Here is a 12,421-nt window from a genome sequence, read left to right as displayed (position 1 = left end):
AATCCAACACAACTCCTCGCCTTTTGGCCTTTTATGGTGGATCACCTCACCGCCCAACTCTTACAACATGCAGCCAAGCGCCGCTGGCAAGAACACGCCTATAGCCGATTTTTGCGGGACTGGCGCCGACAAGTGGTATTGCTGCGCCGCCAGCGTGCTGGAGAGTTTGGCCAACCGCTAGGGGATCCCTCCTGTGCCTTTAGCGCTCGATCGGCATGGTTGCGCTGCGCGGTCAATCCCCAGGGGCCCTGTCAGGGCTGCCCCCACTACCTGCCTCTTATCCCTCCAGCGCCGGCCTCCCGCCACAGCGGCTCGGAGTAGCTGCAGGATAACCCCAGGGCGCGACAAGCGGCGTTTTCCGTGCTCTACACCGCTGGCGCAAGCAGAGGGGGGAGGATACGCCCGGGCCCATTTGTGCCAGAATAAAGGACGATAATTCCATCGGCAAAGGCGGGATTCATGGCCCTCTACCTTTCGGCAGAGCACCTCCACGCCATCCGCCAACACGGCGAACAGGCCTTCCCCTACGAGGGCTGCGGCATTTTAATTGGCGAGCTCAACGGATCTGACAAGCTCGTCCACGAGCTTTGGCCGGTGGCCAACAGCTGGGATCAGGCTGAAAACCCCTTGGCGGATGGGGAGTCCAGCCGCCGTCGTTTCTTGATCGAGCCAGCTGACTTCAAGCGAGCCAGCGACTATGCTCGTGGCAAGGGCCTAGGGATCCTAGGCACCTACCATTCCCATCCCAACCACCCTGCCCTCCCCTCCGAGTTCGACCGGCAGCATGCCTTCCCCTGGGGCTTTTCCTGCGTGATCGTCAGCGTGCGCGAGGGCAAGGCAGAAGAGGTGGCCAGCTGGGTTTTGGACGAGCAGGAACAACTGCAGCGGGAGCCCATCCAGGTTTGGGCGGAGGCATCCCCTGCCTTGCTCTAAGCCTCTCTTTGGCTGGGGAGCAAAGCGGTAGTCTGGACTGGAGAGTTGGCCAGAGGATCCCAGAGCCTCAAGTGTTCCCTCAAGATCGCTAGACTCTTTTCCCGAACCCCTATGGCAACCAAGATCTTGATCCCTGCCCCCTTGCGGCCTTACACCGACAATCTGGAAGCGGTCGAAATCGAAGGTAGCAGCGTTGGCGAGGTGATGCGCAACCTAGTTACCCGCTACAGTGAGCTCAAGCGGCACCTCTACACGGAGGATGGCAAGCTGCGCAACTTCGTCAACGTCTACCTCAATGACGAGGACGTGCGCAACTTGGCCCAGGGCGATGACACCCCTGTAGGCGAAGAGGCTGTCATTAGCATCGTCCCTGCCATTGCCGGAGGGTGGTGACCATGTTGAACCTAGACACCAGCCAAGTCACGCTCTCCCGCGAGGAGATGGAGCGATTTTCCCGCCATTTGATCCTGCCGGAGGTGGGCCTGGAAGGGCAGAAGCGGCTAAAGGCGGGCAAGGTGTTGTGCATTGGCACAGGCGGCCTTGGCTCGCCCCTGCTGCTTTACTTGGCCGCAGCCGGCGTGGGGCGGATTGGCATTGTTGACTTTGATGTGGTTGATGTGTCCAACCTGCAGCGGCAGGTCATCCACGGCACCTCCTGGGTGGGCAAGCCCAAGGTGGAATCGGCCAAAAACCGCATCCTGGAGATCAACCCCTACTGCCAGGTGGATGTCTACAACACCGCCCTGAAGGCTGACAATGCCCTAGAGCTGTTTGCCAACTACGACGTGATTGTCGATGGCACTGACAATTTCCCCACCCGCTACCTGGTCAACGATGCCTGTGTTTTAACGGGCAAGCCCAACGTCTACGGCTCCATCTTCCGTTTCGAGGGGCAGGCAACGGTTTTCAACTACGAGGGCGGTCCCAACTACCGCGACCTCTACCCCGAGCCACCCCCGCCAGGCTTGGTGCCCTCCTGTGCCGAGGGGGGGGTGTTGGGGATCCTCCCGGGCATCATCGGCCTCATCCAGGCAACTGAGACCGTGAAAATCCTGCTGGGCATCGGCACGACGCTAAGCGGGCGGCTACTCCTTTACGATGCCCTGAAGATGAGCTTCCGCGAGCTAAAGCTGCGCAAGAATCCTGACACCCCGCCCATTACTCGGCTCATCGACTACGAGCAGTTCTGCGGCATCCCGCAAGCGCGGGCTGGAGAACAGGCAGAAATCCCCGAGATCACGGTAGACGAGCTGAAAGCATGGATGGATGCCGGCAAGGATTTTGTGCTTGTCGATGTGCGCAATCCCAACGAGTGGGAGCTTGGCCGGATTCCAGGTGCTCACTTGATCCCGTTGCCCCAGATTGAAAATGGAGATGGAGTGGAGCAGGTGCGGCGGCTTCTCAACGGCTCGGAGCTAGTCGTCCACTGCAAAAGTGGGGTGCGCTCGGCCAAAGCCTTGAAGATCCTGAAGGCAGCCGGGATCGAGGGGAAAAACCTGCGCGGTGGTATCCTTGCCTGGGCTGAAGCCTACGATCCCTCCATTCCTAAATACTAGTAGTCCATAGCTCTGGCCCTCCCTGGGGGTTCGCTTAGGATAAACTGGAGGGCTCTTTTTACCCCCATGAGCGCCATTTTGCCAGCGGAGACGGAAACCCTCTTCCACTCCATCCCCGAAGCCCTGGAAGACCTTAGGGGTGGCCGCATGGTCATCGTGGTCGATGACGAGAATCGGGAAAACGAAGGGGATCTCATCTGTGCTGCCCAGTTTGCCACGCCAGAGGTGATCAACTTCATGGCCACCCATGGGCGGGGTCTTATCTGTCTAGCCATGCAGGGATCCCGCCTCGACGAGCTGAAGATCCCGCTGATGGTGGGGCAGAACACCGACAGCAACCAGACTGCCTTTACGGTCAGCATCGATGCCGGGCCAGAGTTAGGGGTTTCCACGGGCATTTCCGCTGCCGATCGCGCTCGTACCATCCAGGCGGCCATCCATCCCCATACGCGGCCGGAAGACCTGCGCCGACCGGGGCATGTCTTTCCCTTGCGGGCAAGAGAAGGTGGGGTACTCAAGCGGGCCGGGCACACCGAAGCAGCGGTGGATTTGGCCTTATTGGCAGGGCTTTACCCGGCAGGCGTGCTCTGCGAGATCCAAAACCCGGATGGCTCCATGGCTCGCTTGCCCCAGTTGGTTGAGTTTGCTCGCAAGCACAATCTTAAGATCATCACCATTGCCCATCTCATCGAGTACCGGCTGCGCACGGAGCGGTTGGTCCATCGTGGGGCTACCGCCACCCTGCCGACGGAGTTTGGCCAGTTTCAGGTCTACGGCTACCGCGACACCCTCAACCAGGTAGAACACCTAGCGCTTGTGAAGGGGGATCCGACCCAATTTGCCGCCGAGCCTGTCCTGGTGCGTGTGCAAGCGGAGTGCCCCCTGGGGGATGCATTGGGATCCCTGCGCTGCGACTGTCGTCGCCAACTGACTGCTGCCCTGAAGATGATCGACCACCAGGGCAAGGGGGTGCTGGTGTACCTGCGGCGCCCAGAGCTTAGCCTCATCGAGCAAATTCAGTCCTATGCCCGGCAGGATCTAGGTCTTGCCGAGACGGTGCCAGCAGGGGCAATGGACCTGCGCGATTACGGCATTGGCGCCCAGATTTTGCGGGATGTGGGGGTGCGAAAGATGCGTCTTATCAGCAACACCTCCCGCCACATCAGCGGCTTGAGGGGATTTGGCCTGGAAGTAGCCGAGCGGGTGCCCCTGCTACTGGAAGAGTCGGATCTCAGTTTGCAGATGGAGCCCTCCTGCTCTCTTACCGGAAAGTTTGAACCGCAGCTCCACTCCGGTCTAGGACGGTAGGGCAGTGGAGGGTCGAGGGCCCTAGCCCAAAGACGGCGCAGGATCTGCTCTCGACGCCGGAAGCGCTAGAAGAGCTCCTTGCGGCAGCAGGTGCTGTGCCAGAACGGGGACTTCGGACTGCAGTCGCAAGAAGCGAACGAAGACAGGGATCGCTGGCCAGGAAAGCCGCGCCAGTACCCCTTGGGAACTGCTCCGGCAAACCTTAGGGGATCTCCTCTCCTAGCGGGAGTGGCGACGCTCCGGCTTCGTCTTGCTGCAGACCATTCAGAATCGTTACAGTAGTTTACGTTCCTTAGCAGAGCAGGTTTCCCCTATGGCCCTCCTTCAGCGGTTTCTCGGGCTGCTGACTTCTGTCCTGCGTCACGACAGCGTTGGCCCGCGGTGGTCTCAGGTGGGCTGGACAATCCTGCGGGGGGTGGCAGGGCTCTTCATGATCCACAACGGCCTCGATAAACTGGCGGATGTCGAAGGGTTTGCAGCGGCTTACGTAGAAGTCATCGGCTTGCCCTTCCCAATCTTTTTCTCCTATGTAGCTGCCTACACTGAACTGATCGCGGCCCCCCTGGTAGCCCTCGGCCTGTTCACCCGGCCTGCCGCGTTGAGCTTGGTAGCAACAATGGCGGTGGCCATGTTTCACCACATCAAGGTGGCTGGTTTCAGCGTTTCCTACCTGGAGCTATCAGCTATCTACGCGGCCATCTTCTTGGCCTTTGCTGTGAATGGTGGCGGCTGGTTTTCGGGGGATCAGCTTTTGGTGAACGCCATCGAATCGTGGCTAAACCGCGCTAGCCGAGAAAAGCTGGAGAGCTTGCAGTCTTCTTTGCAAGCGGCTACAGAGCAGGTTAGGGCAGCGGAGAAAGAAGCGGCCGAAGCCCCTCCGCCGCCTCCCTCCTGAGCTGGTCCCTTCCCTCAGGTCTGCGGGTGAGGGCTAAGCGCGACCAGCAGCCCGCTCCATCAGGCGTTGATGGGTGGAGCGCACAGGCTCTCCCGGCCTAGGCCGTCGCTGCACGTAAGTGCCGTCAGGACGCAGCTCCCAAGCCTGCCGGTTGTCTGTCAGGCAGATGTCCAGAATAACCTTCAGCTCCTGCTTCAACACCGGATCCTCCACGGGGGCAACCACCTCGACGCGGCGATCCAGGTTGCGGGTCATGTAGTCGGCGCTGCCGATGAAGTACTCCTCCTGGCCGTTGTTGTAGAAGTAAAAAATGCGGGAGTGCTCCAAAAAGCGCCCAATGATGCTGATGACGCGGATGCGCTCGCTCAAGCCTGGGATCCCTGGCCTTAGGCAGCACATGCCGCGCACAATGAGGTCAATCTCCACCCCTGCCTGGCTAGCCTCGTAGAGCAGCCGGATCATTTCCGGGTCAGTGAGGGAGTTGATCTTGACGATGATCCGCCCCTGACCCCCTGCCTGAGCGTGGCGCATCTCGCGGCGAATGAGAGCTTCCATCCCCTGGCGCAGCGTGCGGGGAGCTACCAGGAGCTTGCGGAAGTGCCGCTGCCGCGAGTAGCCAGTGAGCACGTTAAACAACTCGGTAACATCGTGGCAGAGCGTCTCGTTGCAGGTAAACAGGCCTAGGTCGGTGTAGATACGGGCAGTTTTGGGGTTGTAGTTGCCGGTGCCGATGTGGACGTAGCGGCGCAGGGATCCCTCCTCTTCTCGCACCACCAAAGCCAGTTTGCAGTGGATCTTCAGCCCTGGCAGGCCATAGGCCACGTGAACCCCGGCTTTTTCCAGCTTCTTGGCCCAGAGGATGTTGTTTTCTTCGTCAAATCGAGCCTTCAGCTCCACCAAAGCGGCCACCTGCTTGCCATTTTCGGCAGCTTGGATGAGGGATCCCACCACTGAGGAGTCTCCGGAGGTGCGGTAGAGGGTTTGCTTAATGGTGAGCACCTGGGGATCGTTGGCCGCTTCCTCCAAAAATCGCTCTACGCTGGCGGCAAAAGACTCGTAGGGGTGGTGCACCAGCAGATCCCCTTCCCGAATGACGGCAAAAATATCCACCGGCTCCTCGCTCACCGAAGCAGTGCGCAGGCGGGGCGGTGTGACGGGCCCCCAAGGCGGATCCTTCAAGTCGGGCCGGTCTAGGTTGAGGAACGCCATGAGCCCGCCCAGGTTCAGAAGGCCATCCACTTCGTACACCAAGTCGGCATCCAGGTGGAGTTCCTCACACAGCCGCTGGCGGATGGCAGGGGGCATCGACTTGGCAACCTCCATGCGCACCACCGAGCCGAAGCGGCGCTTGCGCAGCTCTTCCTGAATGGCGGCAAGCAGATCGTCGGCCTCGTCCTCCTGGATGGCTAGATCAGCGTCGCGGGTGATGCGGAAGGGATGGTACTCCAGCACCTCCATGCCCACAAACAGCGCCTCCAGGTGGTGGGCAATCACCTGCTCCAGCGGCACAAAGCTCACCCCATCCCGCAGGGGCACAAAGCGGGGCAGGGTGTTGGGCACTTTGACGCGGGCAAAATGCTCCTTGCCCGTTTCTGGATCCCGCACCACCACCGCCAGGTTAAGGCTGAGGTTGGAAATATAGGGGAAAGGATGGCCCGGATCCACCGCCAGGGGGGTGAGCAGGGGAAACAGGCGGCGATCGAAATACTCCCGCAGTTCCTGCCGCTCTGCCTCCGTCAGGTCGCTAAAGTTGCGGATGTGAATGCCTTGCTCTGCCAGCTTAGGCACCAGCTCTTGCCGAAAGCACTCGTGCAACTTTTGAATCAGGGGCCGTAGGTGCTGGGAAATCTGGCGCAATTGCTGCTGGGGGGTGAGGCCATCGGGGGTTGGCAGCAGCACGCCTGTTTCCAACTGGCGGCGGATCACTGCTACCCGCACCATAAAGAATTCGTCCAGGTTGCTCTCGAAAATAGCCAGAAACTTCAGCCGCTCCAGCAAGGGAGTGCGCTCGTCCAGGGCCTCGTGCAACACCCGGGCGTTGAACTCAATCCAACTGAGCTCGCGGTTAAAGTAATGCTCGGGCAGGGCATAGCCCTCTTTGATGGGGGCAGTCGGGATCCCACCCGGGTCAACCCCAACTTCCGCTGGACAATTGCCCGGGCCAGGGTTAGAGGAAGGAGTGTTTCCTGGAGGCAACATCGTCATAAGGCGGGATTGGCGAGGGGGCAGCCGACCCCATCCTATCCTGCTGACTCTCCCTCAGGGGTTCTGCTCGCCCTGGACAAAGAAGAGGCATCCCCAACCGGCTGGGGCGGACGTTCCGGCAGCAGACCCTGTGGACGAGTGAGGAGAATAACCTGCAGGAGGAGCCCGATGAGCAGAATGCGCAAGGGGCCGGCCCGCGTGGCCCACTGGGGCGGCAGACGATTGGTGAACAGTTCACTGGCCGACCACACCCCCCAAATGGCCAGCGCCCCCAGCAAAGCGCCACGGTTGTTGCCACTGCCCCCGGCAATCAACATCACCCAGACAATGAAGGTGGCAAACTCGGGCTGAAAGGCTTCCGGGCTGATGAAGTTGACAAAATGGGCATAGAGGGCCCCTGCCAACCCCATGAGCATGGATCCCAGGACAAATGCCTGGAGACGAAACTGGAGGACATCTTTGCCCGCAGCTAGGGCTGCCGGCTCGTCCTCCCGAATGGCCCGCAGCACCCGTCCCCAAGGGGAGCGATAGGCCCGCTCGCTTAGCCAGTAAACGCCTGCCAAAACCAAGAGCACCAAGCCCAGGTACAGCAGCGTATCCTGCCCTGGGATCCAACCGCGAAAGGGCCGCGGGATGCGAGTGATACCGCGTACGCCGTTGGTTAGCCAGCCCTCGTTTTTCAGGATTTGGCTGATGATCTCGGCAATGCCAATGGTGGCGATGGCCAGGTAGTCAGAGCGCAGGTTTAGGGTAATCAAGCCAATCAAAAAAGCAATGGCTCCCGCCACTACCGCTGCCACCGCAAAGCCCACCCAAAAGGGCAGCGCAAAGCCCCCCAGATGTTCAGGGCTTGGCGGCGTCGTAACAATAGCGCTGGCGTAGGCCCCCAGGGCAAAAAAGGCCCCCACGCCAATGTTGAACATACCGGCGTAGCCCCACTGGATGTTGAGGCCCAGCGCCAGTACGCTGTAGATCCCAACCAAAATCAAGAAGAAAATGGCATAGCTCAGCATCAGGCTCGCCCCCCCACTAGCCCAGTAGGCCGGAAGATCAGCAGGAGGACCAGGATGGCAAAGGCCACCCCCGTCTTGTAGGCTGGGCTAATCACCAAGGTCGAGAACTCCTCCGCTAGGCCAATCACCAACCCCCCAGCAATGGCTCCGTAAGGACGACCAATGCCGCCGAGGATGGCAGCAGCGAAAACGGGCAGCAACAGCCGCCAGCCCATCGTAGGGTGCAGCCGGGTATCTAGGCCGAGGAAGATGCCCGCCAGACAGGCCAAAGCCGCCCCGAGGGTCCAGGTCCAGAGAATGATCTGCTCCGTATCGATGCCGGTCACCTTGGCCAAGTCAAAGTTGTCGGCCATGGCCCGCATGGCTTTCCCCACCCGCGTGTGCTGCAAAAACAGGTGCAGCGCCACCACCAGCAGCGCCGTTCCCGCCAAAATCACCACCCAGTCCGGCTTCATGCGCAGCCCACCCAACTCCCAGGGGATCTGGATGCCCTGGCGGTACACCTGGTTGTCGGGTCCCCAGAGAATCTGCACCAGGCTGCGCAAAATCAGGGCCGTGCCAAAGGAGGAAATGAGCAAAATAACGGGGGCCTCCCGGCGCAGGCGGCGATAGACCCATCGGTCGATCCCCACCGCACACACTGCCGTTGCCAAGGCTGCCGGGATCCAACTGACCCCTAAGGGCCAGCCCCAGCTGACAAAGGTCAGGGCAAAATAGGCCCCCAAGGTCATCAGATCCCCGTGGGCGAAGTTGGCAAAGCGCAAAATGCCAAAGGTCAGGGACACGCCAATGGCCCCCAGGGCGTAGATGCTGCCCAACACAAGGCCGTAAATGAACAGTTGCAACAGTTGCTCCACAGCTGTGCCGCCATCTCTTGCCTGATGATGCCACAGGCGGATCTCAGTAGGATAGCGCTAGGGTATGGGGAGGGCGCCCAAGAGAGATCCATGCAGCCTCATTCTCTTTGGATGCTAGGGTGGCTTGTGGCTTTCGCTCTGCTGGGCCCTGCCTGTAGTGGGCCAGAGCTGACGGCAAGCAGGGATCCCACACCTGCAGCCTCCCTTCCCACCCCCCAGTTACTCTACGAAGACATCACCCTTACCCAGGCCAAGCCCGACGGTGGTCTGCTCTGGCGCTTGAAGGCACGCCTAGCCAAGTACGAGCCGCCGCCGTCAGAGGCTACCCCCGTGCAGTTGGGATCCGCCCATTTGGAGGCCATCGAGGGAGAGTTTTTTGACGAAGACGACCGCGCCGTTCGCGTCCGGGCCAAGCAGGGATCCGCTTACCCCAGCCAACGGCGGCTGGAATTGAGGGGGCAAGTCGAGGTGGAGTCCGAGCGGGATAACCTGCGCCTACAGGCCCAGCGGCTGGAGTGGCTGCCAGCCCAGCGCCTGCTCAAGGCCGAAGGCGAGGTAAAAGTGGAGCTGTTGGAGGATCAGGGCTTCCTGCAGGGGGATCGCCTGCTGATGGACTTTGGCCAAGGTCAGATGCAGGTGGAGAACCTGGATCCCACGCAACCGATACGGGCAGAGTATCGGGCTCCAGAGCTGGAGCTAGCTGCTAGGCGCTTCCTATGGCAGTTTGGCGCGGGGGAAGTGCAGGCGCTGGGAGCAGTAGAGGTGTATGCCCCCCGGCAAAGCGTGCGCCTTAGTGGCGAGGAGTTGCGGGCTCCCCTGCCTCTAACTGAGCTGCGCCTGGTGGGCAATGCGAAAGCCAAAACCGCCCGCGTCAGCAGGGCAGCGTCCCTCGAGGCCCAGGAGATCCGGTGGCGCATCGGCTCCACCCAACTGCAGGCTCTGGGCCAGGTGCGCTACCGCCAGCCTAGTCAGGCTTTGACCGTGAGTGGCGACAGGGGCCTCCTCGACTGGCAGAGCAACACCATCCGGATCCAAGGCAACAGCCAAACCCATCTCACCCTGCCCTAGGGGCCAAAAGGCAGGTGGGAGCATGTCAAGATAGTTTAAGAACCCTCTGCGGTGGGTTGTGGTGAGGTTTCCAGAAATGGCAGAGATCCCGAAGGGGGAGCGCCCCAATATCCTGTTGATTGTGCTCGATACCCAGCGGGCGGATCGTCTCTCTTGCTACTGGTCGGAGGAAGAGCGGGCCCGCCAAGTCCCCACCAGCCCCAACCTGGATCGGCTGGCTGCAGAATCCACTCTCTTCGAACGGGCCATTGCCCCTGCCCAGTGGACGATCCCCTCCCACGCCTCCCTGTTTACAGGAGAGTACCCCAGCACCCACCAGACCATTCAGGCAGACCTAGAGCTGAGTCCTACCCTACCCACCCTGGCAGAGCTGCTGAAGCTGGTTGGCTACACCACCGTTGGCTTCTGCAACAACCCCCTAGTCGGGATCTTGAAAAATGGCCTGCGGCGCGGCTTTGACACCTTCTACAACTACGGCGGGGCTCTGCCCACCCGCCCCCCTGAGGGCAACCCTCTGCCGCCTCCCCTCAACCGCTGGCTGGCCGCCTACACCCAGTTTTGGCGCCGCCTCTCCTACCCCGTGCAAAATGCCTTTGCTCGCTCCGACACCCTTTTTCAGTTGGCCCTGCACCCCTGGTTTGCCTCCCTCTGGACCTGCTTGATGAACTTTAAGGGCAACACCGCTGCCTCCATTGCCGACCTCAATCGCTACCTCCAGCAAATGGCCCGCCGCCCTGCGGGGGCGCCTCCTTTTTTTTGCTTTGTCAACCTAATGGAGACGCACCTGCCCTACTGGCCGCCAGAGCCTTTTGTGCAGAAATACGCCCCCTACTTTAAGAGCAGCCGAGAGGCCCGGGATTTCCTGCGCCAGTACAACGCTGAGCCCTACCGCTGGATGGCACCCCTACCGCAGCCGCTTTCTCCCCTGCAGGCGCGGGTGCTGCGGGACATCTACGATGCAGAAGTAGCCTACCAGGATCACCTGCTGGGATCTGTCTTTGCCACCTTGCGCCACACTGGCCTGGAGCAAAACACTCTGCTGGCCATCGTCGCCGATCACGGCGAAGGCTTAGGAGAGCACGATTTCGTCGGCCACGCCTTTGTGGTTTACGAAGAGCTCATCCGCGTGCCCCTGATCCTGCACTACCCCGGCCACTTTCCTGCAGGAAAGCGGGTGGCCACCCCCGTTTCCACCCGCCGCCTCTTCCACACTCTCCTGGAGGCTGCCGGCTTTGGCCCCAGCCTTTCTCTAGCCGACGGCACCCCTCGGGTTAGCCTCCGGCTCCGCCGCGAAGTTGCCCGCCTTAGCCTAAGCCGTACCCTGGCTGGGGAGGATCCCGAGCAAGGCGTAGTGCTTAGCGAGGCCTTCCCGCCGCAGATTCTCTTGCGGGCCATGGAAAGCCGCAACGACAGCCTCTTGCAGGCCCGCGCCTGCTACGCCACCCGCCGCGCCCTCTACGAAGGAGGGATCAAACTCATCCAAACTGGGGAGAGCCCTAGCCTCTACAACCTAGAGCAGGATCCGGCGGAGCAGCGGGATCTGCTCTTGGCTGAGCCTGGGGATCCGGCGTTGGGATCCCTTTCTCCCCAAGCTTGGCTAATTCGCCTGCAACAAGGGCTAAGGCGGTGGCTGGAGTGGGCTGAATCGCGCCGCCCCAGCTTGGCTCCTCGCAAGGTGGATGTGGAAAGCGATGCAGACTTGCTGCGGCGGATGCAGGAGCTGGGCTACCTAGAGTAGAAGCTACTCCAGCTCTCCTTCTTCCCCCCAGTGATCCTGGAGGTAGCTGTGGAGATCGTAGGCGTCAGTCTCCTCGAGATCCGGCGCTGGCCAATCCTCGTTTTGCCCGCCGATGATGACGCGGGTAAGGCCAATGTACTCTAAGCTAAGGGTGCGCAGGGCATTGATCAACACGTCCAGCGCCATTGCGTCGGCAGTGCCCAGGTCAAACCAGCAGCGGGCCCAGTTGCCCTTCTCCTCGAGGGATCCCATGTTGTGCATGAGCGAGGTGACGGGAGGCAAGTCACTGGGGTACTCCAGGTAGCTGAGATCCGCCTCAGCCTCCTGAACCACCAAGCGCTCGGCGTTAAATCCTCCCAGCTTGCCCAGCACATACCACGATTCCAGCACTTCCCTGAGGTACTCCAGCTCTGCCGGCACGGGCGGCTCGGCAAACTCAAACCAAATCCAGAGGTTGCCTGGATCGCACTCCCGAAACTCCACTTGCATGGACGGTTTCTCTGCCAGAAGCCAACTTTCTATCGTGACATACTCCCGCCCTCACCCTGTCGGGTAGAGTGCGGGCTTCATGGCTTACGCCACGCTTCGCTAACAGTGACTCCGGTTAAGGACATTTCCTGAGCTTAAGGACTCCGTCCCGCTGGCGCGAAAAGGACGGGATGCCCCACCGCCCTGTACTTGATTAAGTAAGGCAGAGTTCTGTTCGCGTAAGCGGGACGTAGTCCTTTCCCTGGGCAACTCCAAGCCGCAGTGAGGGCAGGAATGCCACCTCTCACTCAGGCTTTTGGGGACTTTCCGACCGCACCCAGAACACTCTTGACTTGTGCCGTTGGGGTTCACTGCAATCG

12 protein-coding genes and 1 pseudogene are annotated in these 12,421 nt (G+C 60.9%); 8 read left to right on the top strand and 5 right to left on the bottom strand.

Features of this window, described 5'->3' with window-relative positions:
* The first annotated feature begins 33 nt into the window (after positions 1-33).
* The 6 genes and pseudogenes from NW804_RS05180 (at position 34) to NW804_RS05155 (ending at position 4,692) form a co-directional block, all read left to right on the top strand.
* The gene (locus NW804_RS05180) at positions 34-321 is read left to right on the top strand and encodes a DUF6464 family protein (RefSeq protein ID WP_414395459.1); all 288 of its coding nucleotides are present in this window, start codon (positions 34-36) and stop codon (positions 319-321) included.
* Positions 322-459: 138 nt separating this feature from the next.
* Positions 460-933, top strand: coding sequence for a M67 family metallopeptidase (locus NW804_RS05175; protein WP_414423016.1), 474 nt, complete (start codon positions 460-462; stop codon positions 931-933).
* Positions 934-1,044: 111 nt separating this feature from the next.
* Positions 1,045-1,326, top strand: a complete 282-nt coding sequence (locus NW804_RS05170) for a MoaD/ThiS family protein (protein ID WP_414395455.1) — start codon at positions 1,045-1,047, stop codon at positions 1,324-1,326.
* A gap of 2 nt (positions 1,327-1,328) precedes the next feature.
* Positions 1,329-2,489, top strand: coding sequence for a molybdopterin-synthase adenylyltransferase MoeB (moeB, locus tag NW804_RS05165; RefSeq protein ID WP_414395453.1), 1,161 nt, complete (start codon positions 1,329-1,331; stop codon positions 2,487-2,489).
* Positions 2,490-2,555: 66 nt separating this feature from the next.
* Positions 2,556-3,719, top strand: a pseudogene (ribB, locus tag NW804_RS05160) (3,4-dihydroxy-2-butanone-4-phosphate synthase); the annotation flags it as partial.
* A gap of 391 nt (positions 3,720-4,110) precedes the next feature.
* Positions 4,111-4,692, top strand: a complete 582-nt coding sequence (locus NW804_RS05155) for a DoxX family protein (protein WP_414395451.1) — start codon at positions 4,111-4,113, stop codon at positions 4,690-4,692.
* Between the two features lie 33 nt (positions 4,693-4,725).
* Here NW804_RS05155 and NW804_RS05150 read toward each other — a convergent pair whose 3' ends face one another.
* Genes NW804_RS05150 through NW804_RS05140 form a run of 3 tightly spaced genes read right to left on the bottom strand, consistent with a single transcriptional unit; the run spans position 4,726 to position 8,755 of the window.
* The gene (locus tag NW804_RS05150; protein WP_414420882.1) at positions 4,726-6,897 is read right to left on the bottom strand and encodes an RNA degradosome polyphosphate kinase; all 2,172 of its coding nucleotides are present in this window, start codon (positions 6,895-6,897) and stop codon (positions 4,726-4,728) included.
* Positions 6,898-6,932: 35 nt separating this feature from the next.
* On the bottom strand, positions 6,933-7,910 hold the full coding sequence (locus NW804_RS05145; RefSeq protein ID WP_414395449.1) for a branched-chain amino acid ABC transporter permease: 978 nt from the start codon (positions 7,908-7,910) through the stop codon (positions 6,933-6,935).
* Positions 7,910-8,755 (bottom strand): branched-chain amino acid ABC transporter permease, encoded by an 846-nt coding sequence (locus NW804_RS05140; protein WP_414423015.1) that lies wholly within the window; start codon positions 8,753-8,755, stop codon positions 7,910-7,912. The genes NW804_RS05145 and NW804_RS05140 overlap by 1 nt, the downstream gene beginning before the upstream one ends.
* A 102-nt stretch (positions 8,756-8,857) precedes the next feature.
* Here NW804_RS05140 and lptC point away from each other — a divergent pair, with 102 nt between their 5' ends.
* The gene (gene lptC / locus NW804_RS05135; RefSeq protein ID WP_414423014.1) at positions 8,858-9,835 is read left to right on the top strand and encodes an LPS export ABC transporter periplasmic protein LptC; all 978 of its coding nucleotides are present in this window, start codon (positions 8,858-8,860) and stop codon (positions 9,833-9,835) included.
* Between the two features lie 76 nt (positions 9,836-9,911).
* Entirely contained in the window at positions 9,912-11,573 is a 1,662-nt protein-coding gene (locus NW804_RS05130; protein ID WP_414395443.1) for a sulfatase, read from the top strand.
* Positions 11,574-11,576: 3 nt separating this feature from the next.
* On the opposite strand, the gene NW804_RS05125 is transcribed toward NW804_RS05130, so the two are convergent.
* Together NW804_RS05125 and NW804_RS05120 are read right to left on the bottom strand one after the other, a co-directional pair.
* Positions 11,577-12,062 (bottom strand): DUF3531 family protein, encoded by a 486-nt coding sequence (locus tag NW804_RS05125; RefSeq protein ID WP_414395441.1) that lies wholly within the window; start codon positions 12,060-12,062, stop codon positions 11,577-11,579.
* A gap of 99 nt (positions 12,063-12,161) precedes the next feature.
* Positions 12,162-12,413 carry a zinc ribbon domain-containing protein gene (locus NW804_RS05120; RefSeq protein ID WP_414423046.1) on the bottom strand — a complete coding sequence of 84 codons (252 nt, stop codon included), beginning with the start codon at positions 12,411-12,413 and terminating at the stop codon, positions 12,162-12,164.
* Positions 12,414-12,421 lie beyond the last annotated feature (8 nt).

The sequence above is a fragment of the Synechococcus sp. WC10meta genome (assembly GCF_047461475.1).
Note: the sequence above shows the minus strand (reverse complement) of the source record. Positions and strands in the feature narration are given on the sequence as shown.